The following is a 22,507-nucleotide window of genomic DNA, read 5'->3' on the forward strand; positions in this document are numbered from 1 at the left end:
CGTGATACTGATCCGTAACTTACGGTGGCGTAGGTAGCATGACGTGCATGACTTCCGCGCCCGACGCAGCGCCTCCCGCGCTCCCCGCGCCCGCCGGCGCCGCGGCAGCAGCAGCCCTCCCCGCCGATGCTGCCCACTCCGCCGCCTCCCCGCTCGCCGAGCCGCCGATCCCGGTCAAGCCGCGCCTCCGCGGCTGGCTGCACGCGGGAATGTTCCCCGCCGTGCTGATCGCCGGCGTCTTCCTGACCGCCCTCGCCGACAGCACCCGCGGCCGGATCGCCTGCGCGGTCTACGTCCTCACCGCGGGGTCGCTCTTCGGCATCAGCGCCCTCTACCACCGGGGCAACTGGAGCCCGCGCGTGAACGCCGTGCTCCGCCGCCTCGACCACGCGAACATCTTTCTGATCATCGCCGGTACGTACACTCCGCTGACGATGCTGCTGATCCCCGGCGGCCGGGGGCAGCTGCTCCTGTGGGCCGTGTGGGCGGCCGCGGCGGCGGGCATCGCCTTCCGCGTCTTCTGGGTCGGCGCCCCGCGCTGGCTCTACACCCCCTGCTACATCGCGATGGGCTGGGCGGCGGTCTTCTTCCTGCCGGACTTCCTGCGCAAGGGCGGCATCGCCGTCCTCGTCCTGGTGGTCATCGGCGGGCTGCTCTACAGCGCGGGCGGCGTCATCTACGGCATCAAGAGGCCGAATCCGTCACCGCGCTGGTTCGGCTTCCACGAGGTCTTCCACTCGCTCACGCTGGCGGCGTTCATCGTGCACTACGTCGGCATCTCGCTGGTGGCGTACACCCACGCCTGAGGCGCCACCCCTTCTCCGGTTCTCCGGCAAACGGCCGCGACCCACCCACGGGTCGCGGCCGTTTCTCATGCCCGCGGCCCGCAGTGCCCCGTCGCGGCCGCCCGGGCGCCCCTCGCTCGATGAAAGAAACTGTCGATTGACAGCGACAATCTTTTGAGAGTTACTGTCACTTGACGTCAATTCTCCCTTCGGAGGTGTGCCATGAGCACCCGTCCCGACCCCCGCCGCTGGTGGGCGCTCGGCTCCCTCGTCGCCTGCATGCTCGTGCTCGGCTTCGACGGCACGATCCTCAACGTGGCCCTGCCGGAGATGGCCGCCCAGCTCGGTGCCGACACGGCCGAGCAAACCTGGATCGCCGACTCCTACCTCGTCGTCTTCGCCGCCCTGATGCTTCCCGCGGGCCTGCTCGGCGACCGGTTCGGGCGCCGCCGGATGCTCCTCGCCGGCCTCGGGATCTTCCTCGTGGGCTCGGTCTTCGGCGCCTTCGTCACCAGCCCCGGCCAGGTCATCGCCGCCCGCGTGGTCCTGGGCGCCGGCGGGGCGCTGATCATGCCGCTGGCCCTGTCCGTGCTGCCCTCGCTGTTCCCCGCGGAGGAGCGCTCCAAGGCGCTCGGGGCGGTCTCCGCCGGCTCCGCGCTCGGCCTGCCTCTCGGGCCGGTCGTCGGCGGCTGGCTGCTCGACCACTTCTGGTGGGGCTCCGTCTTCCTCGTCAACGTCCCGCTCGTCGCCCTCGGCATCGCCGCCTGCGTCTTCCTGCTCCCCGAGACCCGGGATCCCGCCGCGCCGAAGCTGAGCCTGCTGTCCACCGCCCTCACCGTCACGGGCCTCGCCGCCCTCGTCTCCGGCGTCAACGAGGGCCCGGCGCGCGGCTGGACCTCACCCTTCGTGACCACCGCACTCGCCGCGTCCGCCGTCCTGCTCACCGCCCTGGTGCTGCGCGAGCGGCGCGCGGACCGGCCCGTCCTGGACGTCACGCTGCTGCGGCACCGCGCGTTCCGGTGGAACACGCTCGCCGCGGCCCTGGTCACGTTCGCCCTCACCGGCCTGCTGTTCGTCGTGCCCCAGTACCTGCAGACGGTCCGGGGCCAGGGCGCCTTCGGCACCGGGCTGCGCATGATGCCGATGATGGGCGGTCTGCTCGTGGCCTCCCGCGCCGCCGGACCCCTCGTCAAACGCTTCGGTCCCCGTACGGTCATCCCCGGCGCCCTGCTCGTCCTGGCCGTCGCCGCCCTGACCGGCAGCCGTACGAGCCTCCCCGACGGCTACGGGTTCACCGCCGTGTGGCTGACGCTCGCCGGTCTCGGGTTCGGCCTCGGCATCATCCCGGCCATGGACGGCGCGCTGGGCGCCCTGCCGCGGGACCGCGCGGGCAGCGGCTCCGGCCTGCTGATGACGCTGCGTCAGCTCTCGGGGGCGATCGGCGTCGCGGTGCTCGGCAGCCTGCTCGCCGGCTCGTTCGCCGGCCGGCTCGACACCCACGGCCTGCCGCGGGCCGCCGCCGACGCCGCGGGCGAGTCCGCCGTTGCCGCGCACGCGGTGGCCGCGCGGCTCGGTGACACGGCCCTCGCCCGGTCGGCGGACGCCGCCTTCCTCCACGGCATGGACCTCGCCCTGCTGGCCTGCGGCACCGGGGCCGTCGCCGCCGCGCTGCTCACCGCCGCCTTCCTGCCCGGCAGGCCCGCCGCCGCACCGGCGCCCGCGGCCGCCCACGAAGTGGGCCCCCGGAAGACGGATGCCTGAGAATGCAGCCATGGCCTCCGCAGAAACGCCTCCCCTCGCGCAGGCCGGGCCCCGGCTCGGCCTGCGCGAGCGGAAGAAGATCCAGACCCGTCAGGCGATCCGCCGCGCCGCCTACCGCCTCTACGCACAGCAGGGGTACGACGCGACGACGGTCGACCAGATCGCGGAAGCCGCCGAGGTCTCCCCCAGCACCGTCTTCCGCTACTTCCCCACCAAGGAAGACATCGTCCTCACCGACGAGCACGACCCGGCCATGGAGGCCGCGATCCGCGCGCGCCCCGCGGAGGAGCCCCCGGTCGAGGCCGTCCGGCAGGCCGTCATCGTCTCGCTGCGGCACATCCTCGCCCACGAGATGGACGAGTACCGCCAGCGCGCCCGGCTCCTGCGCGAGGTGCCCGCGCTGCGCCGCCGGGCGGCCGAGGGCCTGGGCGAGTCGGGGCCCATGCTCTGCGCCGTCCTGGCCGAGCGCACCGGCCGCGACGCGGACGACATCGAGGTGCGCATCGTCGTCACCGCGATCTTCGCCTCGCTGAACGAGGCCCTCCTGCACTGGGTCGAGGGGGGCCAGCGGGAGGACATCATCGCGCTCGTCGAACGCACGCTGGACGTCCTGGCCCGCGGCCTGACGCTCTGACCGCCCGCGCGTCACCCGCGCAGCTTCTCCGCCAGCTCCGCCGGGTCCGTCGTCGGCGCGTCGCACACGAAGCCCCGGCAGACGTACGCGACCGCGCGCCCGTCCGCCAGGGGCCGGTTCGCCAGCAGCGGCACCTCCACGGCGGTGGGGTCGGACGCCGGCGGCGGGGCGCCGACGGCGACGGCCAGGCCGGGGGCCGTGGACAGCAGGGCGGTGCGGTGCAGGACGGCCGTCGCCGGGTCCTCGGGCAGGCCCACCACGGCGGCCTCGCGCGGCCCGTCCAGCAGCGCCTCCGCCACCGCCAGGCCCCAGCTGATGAAGCGCGGCGCCTTCGGGCCCAGCGCCCGGACGACGCCCAGCGCGCGCTCGGCGGCCTCGCGGTGCAGGGTGCTGCCGGTGTACGCGGCGTACGTCAGCAGCGCGCCGCAGGCGGCGGTCCAGCCGGACGGCGCGGCGTTGTCCGTCGGGTCCTGGGGGCGCCGGATCAGGGCCTCGGCGTCGTCGGCGGTGTCGAAGAGGGTGCCGTCCGGGCCGGTGAAGCGGGTGAGGACCGTGTCCAGGAGGAGGCCCGCGAAGTCCACCCACACGCCCTCGCCGGTGACGGCGCTGAGCGTGAGGAAGCCCTCGGCGACGTCCGCGTAGTCCTCCAGGACGCCCGCGTGGGCGCCGGCCGTGCCGTCGAGGGAGGTGCGGAAGAGCCGGGCGTGCCAGTCCATGTGCGTACGGACGAGCAGGTCGGCGGCGTCGGTGGCGGCCTGGACGAGGTCCGGCCGGTCGAAGAAGGCGCCCGTCTCGGCCAGCGCGGCGATCGCCAGCCCGTTCCAGGCGGCCACCACCTTGTCGTCGCGGCCGGGCCGCGGCCGCTGCTCGCGCGCCGCGAGGAGCCTGCGGTGCACCGAGTCGAGCTTGCCGGCGTCCAGGAGCCGCTCGGAGTCCGGGAGCTGGAGGACGGAGGCGCCCTCCTCGAAGGTGCCCTCCTCGGTGACGCCGAAGTGGGCCGCCGCGAGCAGCGCGTCCTCCTCGCCGAGCACCTCACGTAGCTGCCGCGGCGTCCACACGTAGTACGCGCCCTCGGCGTGCCGGCCGGTCCCGTCGTCACTGTCGGCGTCCAGCGCGGACGCGAAGCCGCCCTGCTCGGTGCGCATCTCGCGGACCAGGAAGCCGGCCGTCTCCAGCGCCACCCGGCGGGCGAGCTCCGAGCCCGTGGCCCGCCACAGGTGCGCGTAGGCGCGGCAGAGCAGGGCGTTGTCGTAGAGCATCTTCTCGAAGTGCGGCACCACCCACTCCGCGTCGACGGAGTAGCGCGCGAAGCCGCCGCCCAGCTGGTCGTAGATGCCGCCCCGGGCCATCGCCTCACAGGTGGCCTGCACCATCTCCAGGGCGCCCTCGGAGCCCGTACGGGCGTGGTGGCGCAGCAGGAACTCCAGCGCCATGGACGGCGGGAACTTCGGGGCCCCGCCGAAGCCGCCGCGCACCGCGTCGAACTCGCGGGTCAGCCCCAGCAGGGCCGCGCCCAGGTCCTCGGCGGCGGGCGGCCGCGCGGGCGCGTCCTTGTCCGCGGGGACGCCGAGGGCGAGCGTGCGCTCGGAGAGGTCGCGCACGATGCGGCCCGCGACCTGCCCGACCTCCTCGCGGCGGTCCCGCCACGCGGCCCGCACGCCCTCCAGGACCTGCGGGAAGCCCGGCATGCCGTGCCGGGGCGCGGGCGGGAAGTACGTGCCGAAGTAGAACGGCTCGGCCTCGGGCGTCAGGAACACCGTCATGGGCCAGCCGCCCCGGCCCGTCGCGGCCTGCACGGCCTCCATGTAGACGGCGTCGACGTCGGGCCGCTCCTCGCGGTCGACCTTGACGGCGACGAAGTGCTCGTTGAGGAGCGCGGCGGTCGCCTCGTCCTCGAAGGACTCGTGCGCCATCACGTGGCACCAGTGGCAGCTCGAATAGCCGACGCTCAGCAGCACCGGCACGTTCCGGCGCCGGGCCTCGGCGAAGGCCTCGGGCGACCACGGCCACCAGTCGACCGGGTTCTCGGCGTGCTGGAGGAGGTAAGGGGACGTCTCGTGCGCCAGGCGGTTGGGCATGGGCCCATCCTTGCGCACGGTGCGCCCTCCCGGGCGGGTGGCCGTGGGGCCGTGTCCACGGGAGGCCTGGCCGGCCGGGCCCGGGCCGACGGCGGTGCGGCCGGGTGGCCCGGGCGGCCCGGCGCGGGCTGACGGCCGTGCGGCCGGGCAGGCCCGGCGCACCGCCCGGTGGCAGGCGCGGGTCCGGCACCGCCGGAACGGCCGGTCAGTGGTTGCTCACCGCTGCGGCGGAAAAGTGTGCGGGCGGGCACCCTCTCTTCCGCCGCGGCGGCGAACAGCCACAGCGGCGCATCCCGGCGGTGCCGGATCGGCCTGAGCCGTCAGGAGGTCTTCGGCGCCTGAGCCGTCAGGAAGTCTTCGGCGCCTGAGCCGAGGACGCCGGCGCCGCGTCGGCCGCCGGCTCCTCGACGAAGTCCACCCGCTTCATGTGCTTGTTCATGCTCTTCATCAGGAACCACACCGCCACGCCGATGACGGCGAAGACGATGAAGCCGAGGACACCCGGGGTGACCTTGTTCTTGTCGAGTTCTTCGGCGAGCGGCACCAGCTGGGCGGCGGCGAGGGAGCTCATCATGGGGTCAATTGTTGCGGATGCCCGCGAAGAGGTCGTCCTCGGGGAGGGACGTGCCGACGACGGACTTCGCCAGCTCGTACTCCTCGGTCGGCCAGATCTCCCGCTGGAGGTCCAGCGGCACGCGGAACCAGCCGCCGTCCGGGTCGATCTGCGTGGCGTGCGCGATCAGCGCCTTGTCACGGATCTCGAAGAAGTCACCGCACGGAACGTAGGTGGTCAGCGTGCGCTCGCGGCCCATGGTGTGCCAGCGCTCCAGCCACTCCCCGTACGGGGAGTCCATGCCGCGCTCCAGCAGCGCGTCGTGCAGCGCCTGGGTGCGCGGCCGGTTGAAGCCCTGGTTGTAGTAGAGCTTCAGCGGCTGCCACGGCTCGCCGGCCTCGGGGTAGCGGGACGGGTCACCGGCCGCCTCGAACGCCACCATCGAGATCTTGTGCGTCATGATGTGGTCGGGGTGCGGGTAGCCGCCGTTCTCGTCGTACGTGGTGACCACGTGCGGACGGAACTCGCGGATGAGCTTCACCAGCCGCCCGGCCGCCTCGTCCACGTCCTGGAGGGCGAAGCAGCCCTCCGGCAGCGGCGGCAGCGGGTCGCCCTCGGGCAGGCCGGAGTCGACGAATCCCAGCCACTCCTGCTTGACGCCCAGGATGTCGCGCGCCTCGGCCATCTCCTTGGCGCGGACCTCGTGGATGTTCTCCTCGATGTACGGGTCGCCCTGGAGCTTCGGGTTGAGGATGGAGCCGCGCTCGCCGCCCGTGCAGGTGGCCACCAGCACGTCCACCCCCTCGGACACGTACTTGGCCATCGTGGCCGCGCCCTTGCTCGACTCGTCGTCGGGGTGGGCATGCACGGCCATCAGTCGCAGCTGCTCAGTCAAGGCTCGATCCTCAGTCACTGGTCATGGCCCGTCTTATCGGTGTGTCGGGGCGCCTCCTATAGTGACCGAAGCGGGAGTCGTTTCATTCCGAGTTCTCCCGAGCGGCACCGACCCGGAGGAAAGATCATGGCTGCGGCACGCGAGGGGCTGCCCGACGGTCGCTACGGCCGCTCGGCGGACGCGCGCGCGGACCGCAAGCTCAAGATCGTCGGCGCGGTGCTGGGCGCCGGGCTGCTGGGCGTGATCGCCTGGTCCGGGATCCACTACATCACCAAGACGGACGTCAGCGGCCAGCTCATCCGCTCGAAATCGGTCTCGGACACCGCCGTGGAGGCGGTCCTGGAGATCCGCAAGGACAAGGACCAGACCGGCGTGTGCACGCTGCGCTCGCTCGGCGCCGACGGTTCCGAGGTCGGCCGCAAGGACGTCACCCTGGACCGCCGCGAGGAGCATTTCACCGAGTCCGTCACGATCCGTACGACGCAGCACGCGGCGGCCACGGAGCTCGAGGGCTGCCAGGCGCGGCCGGGGCGCTGAGGCCCGCACTGCCGGCCGTACTGATGACCGTACTGCCGGCCGGGCCGCCGGCCGGGCGTCCAGGGGGCTGACGCGCCGCAGCTGATCCGATACGGTCCGCGTGGACGTCGCTGACCTGCATTGACGTGACTCTTGCGCGATTTCTCCCGTTTGCTTCTTCCCCCTCTCCGGGCCCAATTGTTAGGCTCGTGGTTTCGCCCCGCTTTGAAGGTGCACCCTTCTGAGTAGGGCGTTCATTTGTTATCGCGATGTATCCCAAGCATTTCCCCAGTACCGACGAGGAGCACCTGTGACCCAGACCAGCGACAACGTCACCTGGCTGACTCAGGAGGCGTACGACCAGCTCAAGGCCGAGCTGGAGTACCTGTCTGGTCCCGCTCGCACCGAGATCGCGACCAAGATCGCGGCCGCGCGCGAGGAGGGTGACCTGCGAGAGAACGGCGGGTACCACGCGGCCAAGGAGGAGCAGGGCAAGCAGGAGCTCCGTGTGCGCCAGCTCACCCAGCTGCTGGAGAACGCGAAGGTCGGCGAGGCCCCCGCGGCCACCGGCGTCGTCGCGCCCGGCATGGTGGTGACCATCGCCTTCGACGGTGACGTGGACGACACCCTGGACTTCCTCCTCGCCTCCCGCGAGTACGCCAGCTCGGACATCGAGACGTACTCGCCGCAGTCCCCGCTGGGCTCCGGCGTCAACGGCAAGAAGGTCGGCGAGGACGCCCAGTACGAGCTGCCGAACGGCAAGAAGGCCATGGTCCGCATCCTGGAGGCCAAGCCGTACAGCGGCTGATCCTTCGGCCCGTGCGCCGCGCGAAGGCCCTCCCGCCCCCGGCAGGGGACGGGAGGGCCTTCGCCGTGCTCAGGCCGTCGCCGAGCGGAACTTCCGCACCGCCAGCGTCCGGAACAGCACGATGATCAGCACCGACCAGATCAGCGACGCCCACACCGGGTGCTGCATCGGCCACGCCGCCGGCACGGGATAGCCGTCCGGCAGGTTGCCGAAGAGCTGCCGCGCCGCCTGCACGGTCGCGCTGAAGGGGTTCCACTCCGCGATGGTGCGCAGCACCGTCGGCATGTTGTCGGCGGGCACGAACGCGTTGGAGATGAAGGTGAGCGGGAAGAGCCAGATCAGCCCGCCCGAGGTGGCCGCCTCCGGGGTGCGCACGGACAGCCCGATCAGCGCGCCGATCCAGGAGAAGGCGTAGCCGAGCAGGAGCAGCAGCGCGAAGCCCGCCACGGCCTCGGGGATGCCGTTGTGGACCCGCCACCCGACGATCACGGCGACGACCGCCAGCACGACGAGCGTGAGCGCGGTCTGGACGAGGTCGGCGAGCGTGCGGCCGGTGAGGACGGCGCCGCGGGCCATGGGCAGGGACCGGAAGCGGTCGATGAGCCCCTTGTGCATGTCGTCGGCGATGCCCGCCCCGGCGCCCGCCGTGGCGAAGGTGACCGTCTGGGCGAAGATGCCCGCCATGAGGAACTGGCGGTACGTGGACGGGTCCGTGCTGCCGCCGACGGCGATCGAGCCGCCGAAGACGTAGCTGAACAGCACCACGAACATGATCGGCTGGATGAGCCCGAAGATGACCACCTCGGGGATGCGGATCATCCGGATCAGGTTGCGCTTGGCGACGACGAGGGAGTCGCGCACGGAGCGGCCGATGCCGCCGTGGACGCGGAGGGCGGCGGCTCTGGAGGCCGGGCTTCCGATGACGCTCATGACGTGACCTCCTGCTGTGCGCCGGGCTCCCCGGACGTCCCGCCGGTCTCATCCGCCTCGCCGCTCCGGCCGCGCTCATCGCTCTCGCCGGTGTCGCCGCTCTCGCCGGTCTCGTCGGTGTCCGCCTCCGCGGCGTGCCCGGTGAGCGAGATGAAGACGTCGTCCAGGGTCGGGCGGCGCAGCGCGATGTCGTCGATCTCGATGCCGCGGCCGTCGAGTTCGCGGATGACCTCGGCGAGCAGCTTCGCGCCGCCGGAGACCGGCATCGTCACCCTGCGGGTGTGCTTCTCGACCGTGGACGTGCCCTTGCCGAAGCCGCGCAGGACCGCGTCGGCGAGGGCGATGTGCTCGGGATCGCGCACGACGACCTCGACGCGCTCGCCGCCCGTACGGGCCTTGAGCTGGTCGGAGGTGCCGCGGGCGATGACCTTGCCGTGGTCCACCACGCAGATGTCGTGCGCGAGGTGGTCGGCCTCCTCCAGGTACTGCGTGGTGAGCAGGAGGGTCGTGCCGCCGGCGACCAGCTCCTGGATGACCTCCCACAGGGCCTGCCGGTTGCGCGGGTCGAGGCCGGTGGTGGGCTCGTCCATGAACATCACGGGCGGGCTGACGACGAGGGCCGCGGCGAGGTCGAGGCGGCGGCGCATGCCGCCGGAGTAGGTCTTGGCGATGCGGTCGGCGGCGTCGCCGAGGTCGAAGCGCTCCAGCAGCTCGCCGGCCCGCGTCTTCGCGTCACGGGCGGACATCTGGTAGAGCTGGCCGACCATCCGCAGGTTCTCACGCCCCGTCAGGTATTCGTCGACGGCGGCGAACTGGCCCGAGAGGCCGATGGAACGCCGTACTTGGTCGGGCTTCCTGAGGACGTCGATGCCCGCCACGGAGGCGGAGCCGCTGTCGGGTTTGATGAGCGTGGTGAGGACGCGTACCGCTGTGGTCTTGCCGGCGCCGTTCGGGCCGAGCAGTCCTAGAACGGTTCCTTCCGGTACGTCGAGATCGACGCCGTCCAGAGCTCTGACGTCGCCGAAGGTCTTCACCAGGCCTTCGGCGTAAATGGCGCCTGGCATGGAAGTTCTCCCCGCTGGGTGACGTATTACCTGATTTTACGTTCGGTGGTGCGGTCTCGCCCTGTGAATGCCGTTCGCCGCTTGTGCAGGCACCACGGAGCGATACAGAGGAGCGATACAGAGGGGTGATACAGCGTGGTGCAGGGCAATCCCCTTTCCTCGTACGGTTATTGAGCCCGCGCGGCCGTAGCCCTCTCATCCGGAGCCTTCTTGTCCGGCCATCCGGTACCCCGCCTCCCGCAGGGCCGCCGCCACCTCCTCGCAGTGCGCGGGCCCCTTCGTCTCCAGGTGCAGCTCGACTTCCGCCTCGGCGAGGCCGAGCCTCGGATCGGTGCGGACGTGGCCGACGTCCAGGACGTTGGCGTCGGCCGCGGAGAGCACCTCCAGGAGCGCGGCGAGCGCCCCCGGGCGGTCGGTCAGCCGCAGCCGCAGGCTCAGGTAACGGCCGGCCGCGGCCATTCCGTGCCGCAGGACGCGCTGGAGCAGCAGCGGGTCGACGTTGCCGCCCGACAACACCGCGACGAGAGGTCCCTCGAACGAGTCGGGACCGGCCAGCAGCGCCGCCACCGGGGCCGCGCCGGCCGGTTCCACGACCATCTTGGCCCGCTCCAGGCAGAGCAGCAGCGCCCCGGCCAGGGCGTCCTCGGAGACCGTACGGACCGCGTCGACCAGCTCCCGCACGATGCCGAAGGGCACGTCCCCGGGGCGGCCCACCAGGATGCCGTCGGCCATCGTCGCCGGCTTCGCGAGCGCCACGGGGTGCCCGGCGGCCAGTGAGGGCGGGTACGCGGCCGCGCCCGCCGCCTGCACGCCCACGATCCGGACCTCCGGGCGCAGCGCCTTGACCGCGGTCGCGATCCCGGCCGCGAGCCCGCCGCCGCCCATGGCCACCACGACCGTGCGCACCTCGGGGCACTGCTGGAGGATCTCCAGGCCGACGGTGCCCTGACCGGCGATGACGTCCGGGTGGTCGAAGGGGTGGACGAAGACGGCGCCCGTCGCGCGGGCGTACTGCCGGGCTTCGGACAGCGCCTCGTCCAGGACCTGCCCGTGCAGGCGCACCTCGGCGCCGTACGCGCGGGTCGCGGCGACCTTCGGCAGGGGCGCGCTCACCGGCATGAACACCGTGGCGCGCACGCCCAGGAGCGCGGCCGCCAGGGCCACGCCCTGCGCATGGTTGCCCGCGCTGGCGGCCACGACCCCCGCCGCGCGCTCCCCCCGCGACAGCCCGGCGATACGCGTGTACGCGCCGCGGACCTTGAAGGATCCGGTCCGCTGGAGGTTCTCGCACTTGAGGTGGACGGGGCCGCCGATCAGGCGGGAGAGGTGGCGGCTGCCCTCCAGGGCCGTGACGCGGGTGACGCCCGAGAGGCCCGCCTGGGCGCGCCGGACGTCGTCGAGGGTGACAGCGGGCAGGACGGGCCGGCCCGCTGCGCGTACAGCCATGAGGCCAGTGTGGCAGCCGGGCGGACGGGGCGTGCCGGCGGCCGGAGCGGGCTCTGCTCGCGACCGCTTCCGGCGTGCCCGCGGCTCGTGTCCGGCCTGCCCGCGGCTCGGTTTCGGCTCGCTTGCGCCTCGTTTACGTAACGACCTTATGTAACGACCGTCGTGGCCGACGCATATCGCACGGCCGATTCCGGTGGGCATCGCCGTGCATATCCATGCATACCGAGCGGATTGTGAGGCACCGCTCCAGCGGATTGTCCGCCACCGGCCCAGGGGACCTCCCGGCCGCGTACTCTGTCCCCCAATCTTCCCTGCCCGACGCACGAAGTGAGCCCCAGGCCATGCCCACCCCTTCGGACATGACGACCGACCTCGCCCCAGGTGTCCTCGACGCGCTCCAGCACCAGGTTGCCGTCTTCGCACGCCGCGCCGAACAGACGCGGCTCGGCGGCGTGGGACAGGTCCGCAACTCGATGGACCGCGCCGCTTATCTGCTGCTCAACCGCCTCGACCAGGAAGGCCCGATGGGCGTCAAGGCGCTCGCCGCCGGGATGGGCATCGACTCCTCGACCGTCACCCGTCAGGTGGCGCCGCTGGTCGACACCGGCCTGGTCAAGCGCACGTCCCACCCCGAGGACGGCCGCGCCGTCGTCCTCCAGCTCTCCCCGCGCGGCAAGGCCCGCCTGGAGGAGGTGCGGGCCTCGCGGCGCGCGCTGATGGCGCTGGTGACGGACGGCTGGAGCGAGGACGAGCGGGACGCGTTCTGCTCGCTGCTCACGCGCTTCAACACCGCGCTGTCCGAGGTGCACAACGCGCTGCCGCCGGTGACGCCGACGACGGCCTGACAGCTTCCGTAGATACGCGCATTCCGTACGTGGGCGCCGTAAAAAACGCATACGGCGGGCGAGCCGCTTTTCGCGGCCCGCCCGCCGTAGGGGCGGATCGGAGAACTAGCCCAGCGCCTGCGTGAGGTCCGCGAGCAGGTCGTCGACGGACTCGATGCCCACCGACAGGCGGACCAGGTCCGCGGGGACCTCCAGCTGCGACCCGGCGGTCGACGCGTGCGTCATCAGGCCCGGGTGCTCGATGAGCGACTCCACGCCGCCGAGGGACTCGCCGAGGGTGAACACCTCGGTGCGGTTGCAGATCTCGACGGCCTGCTCCTGCCCGCCGGCCACGCGGAAGGACACCATCCCGCCGAAGGACTTCATCTGCTTGGCGGCCACCTCGTGCAGCGGGTGCTCGGGCAGGCCCGGGTAGTAGACCTGGGTGACCTTGGGGTGGGAGACGAGCAGCTCGGCCACGCGCTCGGCGTTGGCGCTGTGCCGGTCCATGCGCACGGCGAGGGTCTTGATCCCGCGCAGCGTCAGCCAGGAGTCGAAGGGGCCGGCGACGGCGCCCATCGCGTTCTGGTGGTAGGCGAGCTCCTCGGCGAGGCCCGCGTCCGCGGTGATCAGCGCGCCGCCCACGACGTCGGAGTGGCCGCCCATGTACTTGGTCGTGGAGTGCACGACGACGTCCGCGCCGAGCGCGAGCGGCTGCTGGAGGTACGGGCTCGCGAAGGTGTTGTCGATGACCAGGCGGACCCCGGCCGAGTGCGCGACCTCGGCGAGGGCGGCGATGTCGCTGATGCCCAGCAGCGGGTTCGACGGGGTCTCGACCCAGATCGCCTTGGTCGAGGGGCGCAAGGCGGCACGCACGGCGGCCGGGTCGGAGGTGTCGGCGACCGACCACTCCACGCCCCAGCGGCTGATCACCTTGGCGAAGAGGCGGAACGTGCCGCCGTAGGCGTCGTTCGGGATGACCACGTGGTCACCGGGCGCCAGGAGCGTACGCAGCAGGGTGTCCTCGGCGGCGAGGCCGGACGCGAAGGCCAGGCCGCGGACACCGCCCTCCAGCGCCGCCAGGTTCTCCTCGAGAGCGGTGCGGGTGGGGTTGGCGCTGCGGCTGTACTCGTAGCCGCCGCGCAGGCCGCCGACCCCGTCCTGCTTGTACGTGGACACCTGGTAGATCGGCGGCACGACGGCCCCGGTCAGCGGGTCCGGCTCCTGCCCGGCGTGGATGGCCAGGGTTTCGAAGGCATGCTGATCGCTCATTTTCCCGAGCCTAGTACTCCGCACACCCGAACACCCGTGTTCACTTGTAACCGGAGGATGAACGATCCGCGGATGCCGCGCGTTGTTCCTCACATAGCCCTACGCTGCCCCATCCACGTTCAGGACCGCTCATGGAGTTTCTGCTCATCCTGCTGGCCGTCGTCGCGATCGCCGCCGTCGTCGCCGGGCCCGCGCTGCGCCGCCGCCGGGCCCGTGCGGAGCTGCTCGGCGCGGGGCCGGCCGCCGGCCCCGGCGCCGCGGCCGCCGCCCACGGCTTCCTGCCGCCCGAGCAGCTGGACGTCCGCCTGCCCGGCCCCGACCCCGAGCTGCTCAGCGCCGTGGACGAGGCCCGCCGCTCGCAGGACTGGAAGCCGGCCGCCGAGCTGCTCTCGCGCACCCACGACCCGGAGCAGCGCTGGCAGCGCGTGCAGACGCTGGCGGGCGCGGCGGTCCGCGAGCTGGCCGAGGCGCCGGGCACGGGCGGCCTGTGGCTGCGGCACTGGAGGGTGGTGGCCCCGGAGGACGCGGGCGGCGCGGCCGTGCAGGCCGAGTTCCTCGTCCAGCAGGCCCTGCGCGACCCGTCCTCGCAGGACTACCGCATGATCCTGGAGGAGGCCCGCACAGTCTGCGCGGAAGCCGCCCGGCTGGCCCCGGAGGACGTGGTCCCGCTGATCGTCGAGCTGGGCGTGGCGCGTGGCATGGGCGTGGGAGCGGCGGAGTTCCAGTCGGTGTGGGAGCGGGTCGCCTCCCGCGCGCCCCAGCACATGGGCGCCCACCTGGCCGCGCTGCGCTACTGGAGCGCGAAGTGGCACGGCTCCCGCGAGCAGGCGGACACCTTCGCCCAGCGGGCCGCCGCGGGCGCGGCGAAGGGCAGCCTGCTGCCGGCGCTGCCGCTGTTCGCCGTCCACGACCACCTGCCGGACGTGAACCTGGTGCAGGGCCTCTACCGCAGCGAGGTGGTCACCCGCGCCGTCGAGGCGGCGCAGTTCGCGGCGCTCCACGCCCCGTCCGACCACCCCGTGCTGCCGCACGTCCGGCACCTGCTGGTGTGGTTCCTGGTCAACGCCGAGCGCTATCCGGAGGCCCTGGAGCAGCTGCGCCGCGTCGACGGGCACATCGGTGCGGTGCCGTGGTCGTACGAGGCGGATCCGGTCGCGGCGTACGCGGCGTACCGGGCGGTGGCGCTGGCGGGCGGGGAATCGCCGGGGCCGGCCAACCGTTGGCTGTAGCAGTCCCGCCGCGCGTACTGGAGGCCTGAGATGCTCTTCCCCACCCGAGAACCCCGCCTCCCCTCCCCGGAGGAGGCCCTCAAGGGCCGCCCGGAGCCGGAATTCCCCCTCCAGGAGCGCCACACGGTCCTGGGCACGCCCCTGGGCGGCCCCTACCCGGCGGGCCTGGAGGTCGCGGACTTCGCCCTCGGCTGCTTCTGGGGAGCGGAGCGCAAGTTCTGGCAGACGGAGGGCGTATGGACCACCCTCGTCGGCTACCAGGGCGGCCACACGCCGCACCCGGCGTACGAAGAGGTTTGCAGCGGCCTGACGGGCCACACGGAGGTGGTCCGCGTGGTCTTCGACCCGGCAAAGGTCTCGTACGGAACGCTCCTGAAGCTCTTCTGGGAGTCCCACAACCCCACCCAGGGCTTCCGCCAGGGCAACGACCGCGGCACGCAGTACCGCTCCGCGATCTACACCCACTCCGCCGCCCAGCAGTCGGCGGCCGAGTCCTCCCGGGACGCGTACCAGCAGGTCCTGACGGGCTCGAGCTACGGCCCCATCACGACGGAAATCCTCCCGGCGGGCCCGTTCTGGTACGCAGAGCCTTACCACCAGCAGTACTTGGACAAGAACCCGTCGGGCTACTGCGGGATCGGCGGTACGGGTGTCTCGTGCCCGATCGGTGTGGCCGAGGCTGACAGCGCGTGACTGAACCGCTGCCTGCGGGCGCGGTGGCGACGCTGGAGGCGCTGCTGGCGGGACCGGATCCGGTCAGCAGCGCCCTCCGGGCTGCGCGACGCTCGACCTGACGGTGGACCGGGCGGCGGTCCCGCCTGCTCCGGCGCCGAGCACCCCGGCCGCGGAGGCCTGGTACGAAGTGCCGTAGAACGCAGGCGTCATGGTCTTCGCGAGGGACGGCTACCTCTCCCTGCTGGAGGTCTACACGGTCGGCGACCCGATCGCCGCATGGCCGGACCCCTGCTTCCAGAAGCGCTGAACGAGCGAGGGCGCCGTCGCGCGCCAACTCCCCTACTGGGCCTGACCGGGACTTACCCACTTGGGATACCCCTCTGGGATGCTGGACGGCAGTCGGCGACGGAGGGCAACTCACATGCAGTGGAAGACCCATGGCGAGCGGCAGATCTATACGAACGAGTGGGTGAACTTGTGCCTGGTCGACGTGGAGCAGCCGGACGGCCGGCGGTGGGAACACCACGTGGTCCGGCTGCGGCACCTCGCCGTGGCGGCCGTGGTGAACGAGCGGCGTGAGCTCCTCATGATGTGGCGGCACCGGTTCATCACGGACTCCTGGGCCTGGGAACTGCCCATGGGACTGATCGAGGTGGGCGAGACCCCCGAGGAAGCCGCCGTCCGGGAGGTCGAGGAGGAGACGGGCTGGCGTCCCGAGTCGGTAAGACCACTGGTGTACGCGGAGCCTGCCAATGGGATCACGGACTCGCAGCACTACGTGTTCCGCGCCGACAGCGCCACGTACATCGGCCCGCCGACCGAGAAGAACGAGTCCGACCGGATCGAGTGGGTCCCGTTGGACAAGGTCCGCGGCATGATCGACCGACGGGAGATCGTCAGCAGTGGCTCGCTGGTGGGCGTGCTGTACGTGCTGATGGACGAAGCGATCCGCTGATCACTTGGTCACCGCTGGGCAGCCCGGAGCCGCCTCCGGAAGGCCGCGACCTCGGGCTGTCGGCTGTACGGGGTGAGCTGCATCTGGAAGTCCCGCAGGTGCCCCATGACCCGCTCGGATCCGACGGAGGCTGCCGTCTCCAGAGCGAGAGTGGCCGTGCTGCATGCTTGGTCGACGTTGCCGCGTTGGAGCTGGGTGGTGGCGAGCCAGTAGGCGTGGAAGGCGCGGCCGCGCTGGTTACGGGCGTCCTCCCGCCGCAGAGCGTCTGCGATCAAAGGCTCGGCAGTGCGGGCGTCACCGAGCCGGCCGTGGGCGATGCCGGTGTCGACGATCAGCTTGGGTTCATCGAAGTACGTCACCCACGCCGGGTCCGGGTCGCCGGACGAGATCTGCTCGAACTGACGGTGAGCCTCCGCGAGCGCGGAGTGGGTGGCGGCGTGGTCGTTCATGGAGGCGTGCGCGAACGCTTCCCGCATCGACAGCATCGACATGACCCGGGGCGTACCGCCGTGCCCACGGGCCGCATCCTGCGCGGCGGTGGACAGCGCCACAGCGTCCGCCGGGCGGTCCTCGTAGGTGGCCTGCAGGCTCATGCACGCCAGGACATTGGCCATGAACCGGCGGTCGTCAACGGCCTTCGCGAGTTGCAGCGCCTCGGTGAAATACGTGCGGGCCTGGCTGTACTGCCGGGCGTCGAAGTACGTCCAGCCGGTGAGCCGGGCAAGCTCAGCGGCGATTCCGTAGAGGCCGCGCCGGTACAGGTCGTCGGCAGCATCCTTGATCAGCTCAACGACGTAGCGAAGCTGGCCCACCACAGCAGGGCGCAGTACCTCGCCGCCGTGCTCGTCGTCGCGCCGCCAGTAGTCCTCGATGGAGGAGTGGAGCGCGCGGAGCGTGGACGGGCTGAGCCGCGGGCCGGTGGCGACGGCAAGAATGCTGTCCAGGTCCGTACCGGGAATCGTGCTGGTCGGCATGGGCGCGGGGCTGGGCGTCGCTCGCTGCGGGACGGGGCCCGCCGCCGGCTGGACTTCCCATTCCCGGCCGGCCAAGCCGAGCATGGCCCCGGGGATCCGCAGGCCGTCCGCGATTCGCTCGATGACGTGCATGTCCCGGAAGGCGCGCTTGCGGGAGATCACTTCCCCGACTCGGCTCGGTGTCTGACCGATCCGTTGCGCGATCAGGGACGGATACAGCCCAGCTCGCCTCACCAGCACGAAGACCTTGGCGAAATCCCGTTCGCGGCAGGCGGCGACCATCTCCGGGTCGGACAGCAACCTGGCGGGCAGGTCAGGGACTTCGGACTGGTTCGGCATACGCGGCGCTCCAGCTGGCGGTCGGCTTGCGCTGATCATCGCTGCGGTTCTCCCTCACGCGATGCTACCCACCCTGGGTAATCCATTGGGCCTTATGGCGCGCCCGCTTGCTTGGAAATCTTGGGCGCATGTCGGGAAGACAGGTACGCACGAACGAGCAAGAGGTGGTGTGGCGTTGGTCCCGCCACCCCCGCTGCGTAGGCCTGGCGCGCGCGGTGCTGAGCGAGGCACTTGAGACCTGGGGGCTGGCGTCGGTCGAGGACGCCGCGCTCCTGGTCCTCTCGGAGCTTCTCACCAACGCAGTGGTTCATGGGCGGGTTTCACCGGGCCGGGAGATCGAAACCCGGTTCCAGCTGGAGGCCGGAGCCCTCCGCATCAAGGTCGATGACGCCTGCGAGCAGTGGCCCTCCGCCCGCTCGCAGCGTGCAGAGGGGGGACGCGGGCTGACTCTGGTCGGCGAGCTGTCGATCACCTGGGGCGTAAGCAACCGGGTGGGCGTCGGCAAATCAGTGTGGGCGGTGCTGGCAGTACCGGCCGTGAAAGGAGATCGCAGTGGCACTCATCAGTGCGTCACAACTGCAGCCCGATGACATGGTGAGCATCCGCGGCGACATCCGCGAGATCAAGGACATCCGCAGCTTGGAGACATCGCGCGGTAGGGAATTGGTGCTGGTCTTCAAGGCCGGATCTCCTGTGCGTCTGCAGCCGACGGACGAAGTCCAGACCTCGCTGTACTGGCGTCAGCTGAGGCGATGACGGTGGTTCGGGCGCACCTCTTGGAACAGAGCCTGGATGAGGTACTCAATGATCTTCGACTGCGCCTGCCGCCGGTGACGCCGGAGGACAGCGAAGCCGCGTTGCGGCGGATCCTTGATCGCGTGGCTCGGCGGCAGCGGGAAGGGCAGGCTCCCCCGTAGACGGGGCCGACGCGTACGACAACCGTCACACGCAAAACCGGACCACCTCCGAGCCTGGAAGCAATGAGGTGGTCCGGCAGGGGAACGATCAAGAACCCCGGTACCGATGGTACCGGGGTGGTCGCCGCATGTCAGCGCACCGAACTCCGCTCGGTACTAAGCCAGTTCACGGTAAAGGGACGAGAGGGGCTCAGTGTGCAGTCTTTGGAGGGTCGTCCGCCGGCTTCCGGCCGCCTGAACGGTCAATTGCGCAGCTATGTTCGACTCGTCGCCACGAACTTCCTGCGTGGCGCCTCGTATGCGTGCGGAACCGGGGCTGTCGGCTTCGTGCTGTGGTGGGTGCAAGGCCGCTAGTTGCGCCGCAGCCACGCCGGCCGCGCCTAGTGGCCGGCCCCGGGGATCCCCAGCGCCGCCGCATGTGCCGACAGTCGCTCCGCGGCGAGGGCCTCGCCCGCTGTGTCCCCGGCTGTGGTCGCGACGACCAGGGCCTGGCCGGCCAGTTGGTGGGCCCGTTGGTGCAGGGCGGTGATGCGGGCGGGGGTGCTGTGGTCCGCGGTGGGGGTCGAGGGAGTGGCGCGGAGCGGGGCGTGGCCGCGCATGTGCGTGATGCGGTCGGCGAGCCGGTCCGCGGCGGCGTCCAGGGCGGGGGACGGGCTCAGGGCGCGGAGCTCGTCGGTCAGGGTCAGCAGGGCGGTCAGATGCCAGGCGAGCCGGATGTCCAGCTCTTCCTCGCGGGAGCGGTGCAGGCCGCGCATGCCGCAGCGCTGTGCGGCCATGGTGTGGACCGATTGCGTCCGGATCGGCTCGTACATGGATGGCCTCCTGGGAATGCCTCAGAAGGCCATCCTAACTTAGACGGCGTCTAAAGTTGTTCTCTCTACAGGGAGAGGGGGTCGGGCCCGGGTGCCTTACGGCTGGCCGTAGCCGTCCAGGAAGTTCCCGATGCGGGTCACCGCGTCCGCCAGGTCCTTGGCGCTCGGCAGCGTGACCAGGCGGAAGTGGTCCGGCTCGGGCCAGTTGAAGCCCGTGCCGTGGACGACCATGATCTTCTCGGCGCGGAGCAGGTCCAGCACCATCTGCCGGTCGTCCTTGATCTTGTAGACCTTGGGGTCGAGGCGCGGGAAGGCGTACAGCGCGCCCTTCGGCTTCACGCACGTCACGCCCGGGATCTGCGTCAGCAGCTCGTGCGCGACGTCGCGCTGCTCCAGCAGCCGGCCGCCCGGCAGCACCAGGTCGTTGATCGTCTGCCGGCCGCCGAGGGCCGTGGCCACCGCGTGCTGCGCCGGCATGTTGGCGCACAGCCGCATGTTGGCGAGGATCGTCAGACCCTCGATGTAGCTGTCGGCGTGGGACTTCGGGCCGCAGACCGCCATCCAGCCGCTGCGGTAGCCCGCCACCCGGTAGGCCTTCGAGAGGCCGTTGAAGGTGAGGGTCAGCAGGTCGGGGGCGATGGCGGCGGTCGGGGTGTGCGTGACGCCGTCGTAGAGGATCTTGTCGTAGATCTCGTCGGAGCAGACGATCAGGTTGTGGCGGCGGGCGATCTCGGTCAGGCCGCGCAGCATCTCGTCGTCGTAGACCGCACCCGTGGGGTTGTTCGGGTTGATGATGACGAGGGCCTTGGTGCGGTCGGTGACCTTGCGCTCGATGTCGGCGAGGTCCGGCATCCAGTCCGCCTGCTCGTCGCAGCGGTAGTGCACGGCGGTGCCGCCGGCCAGGGAGACCGAGGCCGTCCACAGCGGGTAGTCCGGCGCGGGGACGAGGACCTCGTCGCCGTCGTCCAGCAGCGCCTGCATCGACATCTGGATCAGCTCGGAGACGCCGTTGCCGAGGTAGACGTCCTCGACGGAGAGCTCGATGCCCTTCGTCTCGTAGTGCTGCACCACCGCGCGGCGGGCGGAGAGCAGGCCCTTGGCGTCGCCGTAGCCGTGCGCGTCGCCGACGTTGCGCACCATGTCCTCGAGGATCTCCGGCGGGCACTCGAACCCGAAGATCGCGGGGTTGCCGGTGTTCAGCTTGAGGATGCGCTCACCTGCCGCTTCCAGCCGCATGGCCTCCTCGAGCACCGGGCCACGGATTTCGTAGCAGACGTTGGCGAGCTTCGTTGACTGGATCACCTGCATGACGGCCACCATACGGGGGTGCGGCACGGGGTGCGCGCCGTTTCCGGGTGCGCCGTCGCCGCCCCGAAGCCGCTGATCACGGCCGTGCGGTGCGCCGGACGGCCCGGCCGGCGAGGACGTCCGTCCGGCGGCCGTCTTCCATCACAAAGCGTCCGGCAATCAGGACATAAGGAATGCCGGTCGGAAGCGTTCGCGGGGCTTCGAAAGTGGCGCCGGCGGCCACCGTCTCCGGATCGAAGAGGACGAGGTCCGCGCGGTGCCCGACCCGTATGAGACCCCGGTCGGGCAGCCTCAGCCGGGCCGCGGGGCGCGACGTGAGATGCGCCACGCACTCCTCCAGGGAGAGCACGCCGAGCTCGCGCACGTACCGGCCGAGGTAGTGCGGGAACGTTCCGTAGGCGCGGGGGTGGGGCTTCGCGCCGTGCAGGATGCCGTCGCTGCCGCCCGTGTGCACGCGGTGCCGCATGATCGTGCGGACGTTCTCCTCGTGGCCCACGTGCTGGAGGATCGTCGGCCCCAGGCGGTCCTCGACCAGCAGGCGGCGCGCCGTCGCCCACGGCTCCTCGCCGCGCTCGCGGGCGGCGCGGGCGACGGTGCGGCCGACGTGGCCCGCGGCGAGGTGCGGGTGCGCGACGCCCGAGATCTCGATCGTCTCCCAGTCGATCGGTACGCCGTGGCAGCCGTCCGCGCCCTCGGTCTCCATCGCGTACCGGATGCGGCCGGCCGTCGCGTCGTCGCGCAGGCGCGCCAGGACCGCCTCCGGGCCGCCCGAGCCCGCCCAGCTCGGCAGCATCGCGGCGAGCGTGGTGCAGCCGGGGGTGTACGGGTACGTGTCGAGGGAGATGTCCGCGCCCGCGGCGAGCGCCGCGTCGAGCAGGGCCAGCAGCTCGGGGGCGCGGCCCTCGTTCACGCCGAAGTTCATGGTCGCGTGGGCCAAGTGCAGGGCGCAGCCGGCGCGGCGGGTGAGCGCGATCATCTCCTCGTACGCGGCGAGGGCGCCCTTCCCGTACGAACGGTGGTGCGGGCAGTAGTAGCCGCCGTACGCGGCGACGACGCGGCAGAGCTCCGTGAGCTCGGCGTCCGTCGCGTACATGCCGGGCGTGTACGTCAGCCCCGACGACAGGCCGACCGCCCCCTCCGCCAGCCCTTCCGCGACGAGCCGCTTCATGCGCCCGGTCTCGGCGGGGGTCGCGGGGCGGTCCTCCCAGCCGACGACGAGGGCGCGGAGCGTGCCCTGGGGGAGGAGGTAGGCGGCGTTGACGGCGATGCCCTGGTCCAGGCGGGCCAGGTATGCGCCGACGGTGCGCCACGTGAAGTCGATGTCGGCACCGTCGCCGTTCCAGCCGGTGATCTGGGCGCGGACGCCGGCGAGGGTACGGTCGTCGACCGGCGCGTACGACAGGCCGTCCTGGCCGATGACCTCCAGGGTGACGCCCTGGGCGGCCTTCGCGGTGTGGGCGGGGTCGCGCAGGAGGGCGAGGTCGCTGTGCGCGTGCATGTCGATGAAGCCGGGGGACAGGGCGAGGCCGTCCGCCTCCACGACGCGGCGGGCGGTGGGGCGCGGGCCGTCCCCCGGGCGCCGGATCTCCGCGATGCGGCCTGCGGCCAGCGCGACGTCGGCCCGGTAGGAGGGGCCGCCGGAGCCGTCGATGACGCGCACGTTCCGGAACACGGTGTCCATTGATTGCGCTCCCTGGGTCGAGGACGGCCCGGCACCGCCGGGCACGTCCGG

The 22,507-nt window shown here is 71.8% G+C and carries 22 protein-coding genes; 11 read left to right on the top strand and 11 right to left on the bottom strand.

Features of this window, described 5'->3' with window-relative positions:
* The first annotated feature begins 47 nt into the window (after nucleotides 1-47).
* From trhA to PS271_RS18015, 3 genes are all read left to right on the top strand, one after another.
* Complete coding sequence (gene trhA, locus PS271_RS18005) at nucleotides 48-806, top strand: PAQR family membrane homeostasis protein TrhA (protein ID WP_398382929.1); 759 nt, start codon at nucleotides 48-50, stop codon at nucleotides 804-806.
* Between the two features lie 201 nt (nucleotides 807-1,007).
* Nucleotides 1,008-2,546, top strand: a complete 1,539-nt coding sequence (locus PS271_RS18010; protein WP_398382931.1) for an MFS transporter — start codon at nucleotides 1,008-1,010, stop codon at nucleotides 2,544-2,546.
* Nucleotides 2,547-2,556: 10 nt separating this feature from the next.
* Nucleotides 2,557-3,180, top strand: a complete 624-nt coding sequence (locus PS271_RS18015; protein ID WP_398382932.1) for a TetR/AcrR family transcriptional regulator — start codon at nucleotides 2,557-2,559, stop codon at nucleotides 3,178-3,180.
* 11 nt (nucleotides 3,181-3,191) lie between these two features.
* Here the strand turns inward: PS271_RS18015 and PS271_RS18020 are convergent, their stop codons facing one another.
* From PS271_RS18020 to mca, 3 genes are all read right to left on the bottom strand, one after another.
* The gene (locus PS271_RS18020; RefSeq protein ID WP_398382934.1) at nucleotides 3,192-5,258 is read right to left on the bottom strand and encodes a thioredoxin domain-containing protein; all 2,067 of its coding nucleotides are present in this window, start codon (nucleotides 5,256-5,258) and stop codon (nucleotides 3,192-3,194) included.
* A 346-nt stretch (nucleotides 5,259-5,604) separates the two neighbouring features.
* Complete coding sequence (locus tag PS271_RS18025; RefSeq protein ID WP_398382936.1) at nucleotides 5,605-5,832, bottom strand: hypothetical protein; 228 nt, start codon at nucleotides 5,830-5,832, stop codon at nucleotides 5,605-5,607.
* Between the two features lie 4 nt (nucleotides 5,833-5,836).
* Nucleotides 5,837-6,706 carry a mycothiol conjugate amidase Mca gene (gene mca / locus PS271_RS18030; protein WP_398382937.1) on the bottom strand — a complete coding sequence of 290 codons (870 nt, stop codon included), beginning with the start codon at nucleotides 6,704-6,706 and terminating at the stop codon, nucleotides 5,837-5,839.
* 126 nt (nucleotides 6,707-6,832) lie between these two features.
* Between mca and PS271_RS18035 the strand changes: the two genes are divergently transcribed.
* Nucleotides 6,833-7,243: a DUF4307 domain-containing protein gene (locus PS271_RS18035; RefSeq protein ID WP_398382939.1), complete on the top strand. Its 411-nt coding sequence runs from the start codon at nucleotides 6,833-6,835 to the stop codon at nucleotides 7,241-7,243.
* A gap of 289 nt (nucleotides 7,244-7,532) precedes the next feature.
* Entirely contained in the window at nucleotides 7,533-8,030 is a 498-nt protein-coding gene (gene greA, locus PS271_RS18040) for a transcription elongation factor GreA (protein WP_398382940.1), read from the top strand.
* Nucleotides 8,031-8,099: 69 nt separating this feature from the next.
* On the opposite strand, the gene PS271_RS18045 is transcribed toward greA, so the two are convergent.
* The 3 genes from PS271_RS18045 to ilvA all read right to left on the bottom strand — a co-directional run bounded on the left by PS271_RS18045 (nucleotide 8,100) and on the right by ilvA (nucleotide 11,470).
* Entirely contained in the window at nucleotides 8,100-8,960 is an 861-nt protein-coding gene (locus tag PS271_RS18045) for an ABC transporter permease (RefSeq protein ID WP_398382942.1), read from the bottom strand.
* Nucleotides 8,957-10,024 (bottom strand): ATP-binding cassette domain-containing protein, encoded by a 1,068-nt coding sequence (locus tag PS271_RS18050; protein ID WP_398382944.1) that lies wholly within the window; start codon nucleotides 10,022-10,024, stop codon nucleotides 8,957-8,959. The genes PS271_RS18045 and PS271_RS18050 overlap by 4 nt, the downstream gene beginning before the upstream one ends.
* Before the next feature lie 195 nt (nucleotides 10,025-10,219).
* On the bottom strand, nucleotides 10,220-11,470 hold the full coding sequence (gene ilvA, locus PS271_RS18055; RefSeq protein WP_398382945.1) for a threonine ammonia-lyase: 1,251 nt from the start codon (nucleotides 11,468-11,470) through the stop codon (nucleotides 10,220-10,222).
* 341 nt (nucleotides 11,471-11,811) lie between these two features.
* Here ilvA and PS271_RS18060 point away from each other — a divergent pair, with 341 nt between their 5' ends.
* The gene (locus PS271_RS18060; RefSeq protein WP_120753464.1) at nucleotides 11,812-12,315 is read left to right on the top strand and encodes a MarR family winged helix-turn-helix transcriptional regulator; all 504 of its coding nucleotides are present in this window, start codon (nucleotides 11,812-11,814) and stop codon (nucleotides 12,313-12,315) included.
* Nucleotides 12,316-12,420: 105 nt separating this feature from the next.
* Here PS271_RS18060 and PS271_RS18065 read toward each other — a convergent pair whose 3' ends face one another.
* The gene (locus PS271_RS18065) at nucleotides 12,421-13,566 is read right to left on the bottom strand and encodes a cystathionine gamma-synthase (RefSeq protein WP_398382947.1); all 1,146 of its coding nucleotides are present in this window, start codon (nucleotides 13,564-13,566) and stop codon (nucleotides 12,421-12,423) included.
* Nucleotides 13,567-13,697: 131 nt separating this feature from the next.
* Here PS271_RS18065 and PS271_RS18070 point away from each other — a divergent pair, with 131 nt between their 5' ends.
* The 3 genes from PS271_RS18070 (at nucleotide 13,698) to PS271_RS18080 (ending at nucleotide 16,425) form a co-directional block, all read left to right on the top strand.
* Nucleotides 13,698-14,795: a hypothetical protein gene (locus tag PS271_RS18070; protein ID WP_398382948.1), complete on the top strand. Its 1,098-nt coding sequence runs from the start codon at nucleotides 13,698-13,700 to the stop codon at nucleotides 14,793-14,795.
* A 30-nt stretch (nucleotides 14,796-14,825) separates the two neighbouring features.
* On the top strand, nucleotides 14,826-15,488 hold the full coding sequence (gene msrA, locus PS271_RS18075; protein ID WP_398382950.1) for a peptide-methionine (S)-S-oxide reductase MsrA: 663 nt from the start codon (nucleotides 14,826-14,828) through the stop codon (nucleotides 15,486-15,488).
* Nucleotides 15,489-15,891: 403 nt separating this feature from the next.
* Nucleotides 15,892-16,425: an NUDIX domain-containing protein gene (locus tag PS271_RS18080; protein ID WP_398382952.1), complete on the top strand. Its 534-nt coding sequence runs from the start codon at nucleotides 15,892-15,894 to the stop codon at nucleotides 16,423-16,425.
* An 8-nt stretch (nucleotides 16,426-16,433) separates the two neighbouring features.
* On the opposite strand, the gene PS271_RS18085 is transcribed toward PS271_RS18080, so the two are convergent.
* A complete protein-coding gene (locus tag PS271_RS18085; protein WP_398382953.1) occupies nucleotides 16,434-17,738 on the bottom strand; it encodes an NsdA family TPR-like regulatory protein in 1,305 nt (434 codons plus the stop codon).
* Nucleotides 17,739-17,866: 128 nt separating this feature from the next.
* Between PS271_RS18085 and PS271_RS18090 the strand changes: the two genes are divergently transcribed.
* Both PS271_RS18090 and PS271_RS18095 read left to right on the top strand, forming a co-directional pair.
* Complete coding sequence (locus PS271_RS18090; protein WP_398382954.1) at nucleotides 17,867-18,328, top strand: ATP-binding protein; 462 nt, start codon at nucleotides 17,867-17,869, stop codon at nucleotides 18,326-18,328.
* On the top strand, nucleotides 18,291-18,494 hold the full coding sequence (locus PS271_RS18095) for a hypothetical protein (RefSeq protein WP_398382956.1): 204 nt from the start codon (nucleotides 18,291-18,293) through the stop codon (nucleotides 18,492-18,494). The genes PS271_RS18090 and PS271_RS18095 overlap by 38 nt, the downstream gene beginning before the upstream one ends.
* Nucleotides 18,495-19,035: 541 nt before the next feature.
* Here the strand turns inward: PS271_RS18095 and PS271_RS18100 are convergent.
* The 3 genes from PS271_RS18100 to PS271_RS18110 form a co-directional block, all read right to left on the bottom strand.
* Nucleotides 19,036-19,467 (bottom strand): SCO4983 family protein, encoded by a 432-nt coding sequence (locus PS271_RS18100; protein WP_398382957.1) that lies wholly within the window; start codon nucleotides 19,465-19,467, stop codon nucleotides 19,036-19,038.
* A gap of 96 nt (nucleotides 19,468-19,563) precedes the next feature.
* On the bottom strand, nucleotides 19,564-20,775 hold the full coding sequence (locus PS271_RS18105; protein ID WP_398382959.1) for a pyridoxal phosphate-dependent aminotransferase: 1,212 nt from the start codon (nucleotides 20,773-20,775) through the stop codon (nucleotides 19,564-19,566).
* A 76-nt stretch (nucleotides 20,776-20,851) separates the two neighbouring features.
* Nucleotides 20,852-22,456, bottom strand: a complete 1,605-nt coding sequence (locus PS271_RS18110; RefSeq protein ID WP_398382961.1) for an N-acyl-D-amino-acid deacylase family protein — start codon at nucleotides 22,454-22,456, stop codon at nucleotides 20,852-20,854.
* Between the last annotated feature and the right edge of the window lie 51 nt (nucleotides 22,457-22,507).

The sequence above is a fragment of the Streptomyces sp. SCA2-17 genome (genome assembly GCF_044336695.1).

Bases quoted from the DNA above. Each gene is read 5' to 3' on its own strand.
- PS271_RS18010 (WP_398382931.1), top strand. From the start codon at position 1,008: ATGAGCACCCGTCCCGACCCCCGCCGCTGGTGGGCGCTCGGCTCCCTC.
- PS271_RS18090 (WP_398382954.1), top strand. From the start codon at position 17,867: ATGTCGGGAAGACAGGTACGCACGAACGAGCAAGAGGTGGTGTGGCGT.
- PS271_RS18070 (WP_398382948.1), top strand. From the start codon at position 13,698: ATGGAGTTTCTGCTCATCCTGCTGGCCGTCGTCGCGATCGCCGCCGTC.
- msrA (WP_398382950.1), top strand. From the start codon at position 14,826: ATGCTCTTCCCCACCCGAGAACCCCGCCTCCCCTCCCCGGAGGAGGCC.
- PS271_RS18025 (WP_398382936.1), bottom strand. From the start codon at position 5,832: ATGATGAGCTCCCTCGCCGCCGCCCAGCTGGTGCCGCTCGCCGAAGAA.
- PS271_RS18110 (WP_398382961.1), bottom strand. From the start codon at position 22,456: ATGGACACCGTGTTCCGGAACGTGCGCGTCATCGACGGCTCCGGCGGC.
- PS271_RS18085 (WP_398382953.1), bottom strand. From the start codon at position 17,738: ATGCCGAACCAGTCCGAAGTCCCTGACCTGCCCGCCAGGTTGCTGTCC.
- PS271_RS18050 (WP_398382944.1), bottom strand. From the start codon at position 10,024: ATGCCAGGCGCCATTTACGCCGAAGGCCTGGTGAAGACCTTCGGCGAC.
- PS271_RS18100 (WP_398382957.1), bottom strand. From the start codon at position 19,467: ATGTACGAGCCGATCCGGACGCAATCGGTCCACACCATGGCCGCACAG.
- PS271_RS18060 (WP_120753464.1), top strand. From the start codon at position 11,812: ATGCCCACCCCTTCGGACATGACGACCGACCTCGCCCCAGGTGTCCTC.
- PS271_RS18080 (WP_398382952.1), top strand. From the start codon at position 15,892: ATGCAGTGGAAGACCCATGGCGAGCGGCAGATCTATACGAACGAGTGG.
- PS271_RS18015 (WP_398382932.1), top strand. From the start codon at position 2,557: ATGGCCTCCGCAGAAACGCCTCCCCTCGCGCAGGCCGGGCCCCGGCTC.
- PS271_RS18045 (WP_398382942.1), bottom strand. From the start codon at position 8,960: ATGAGCGTCATCGGAAGCCCGGCCTCCAGAGCCGCCGCCCTCCGCGTC.
- PS271_RS18020 (WP_398382934.1), bottom strand. From the start codon at position 5,258: ATGCCCAACCGCCTGGCGCACGAGACGTCCCCTTACCTCCTCCAGCAC.
- PS271_RS18035 (WP_398382939.1), top strand. From the start codon at position 6,833: ATGGCTGCGGCACGCGAGGGGCTGCCCGACGGTCGCTACGGCCGCTCG.
- PS271_RS18105 (WP_398382959.1), bottom strand. From the start codon at position 20,775: ATGCAGGTGATCCAGTCAACGAAGCTCGCCAACGTCTGCTACGAAATC.
- trhA (WP_398382929.1), top strand. From the start codon at position 48: ATGACTTCCGCGCCCGACGCAGCGCCTCCCGCGCTCCCCGCGCCCGCC.
- PS271_RS18065 (WP_398382947.1), bottom strand. From the start codon at position 13,566: ATGAGCGATCAGCATGCCTTCGAAACCCTGGCCATCCACGCCGGGCAG.
- ilvA (WP_398382945.1), bottom strand. From the start codon at position 11,470: ATGGCTGTACGCGCAGCGGGCCGGCCCGTCCTGCCCGCTGTCACCCTC.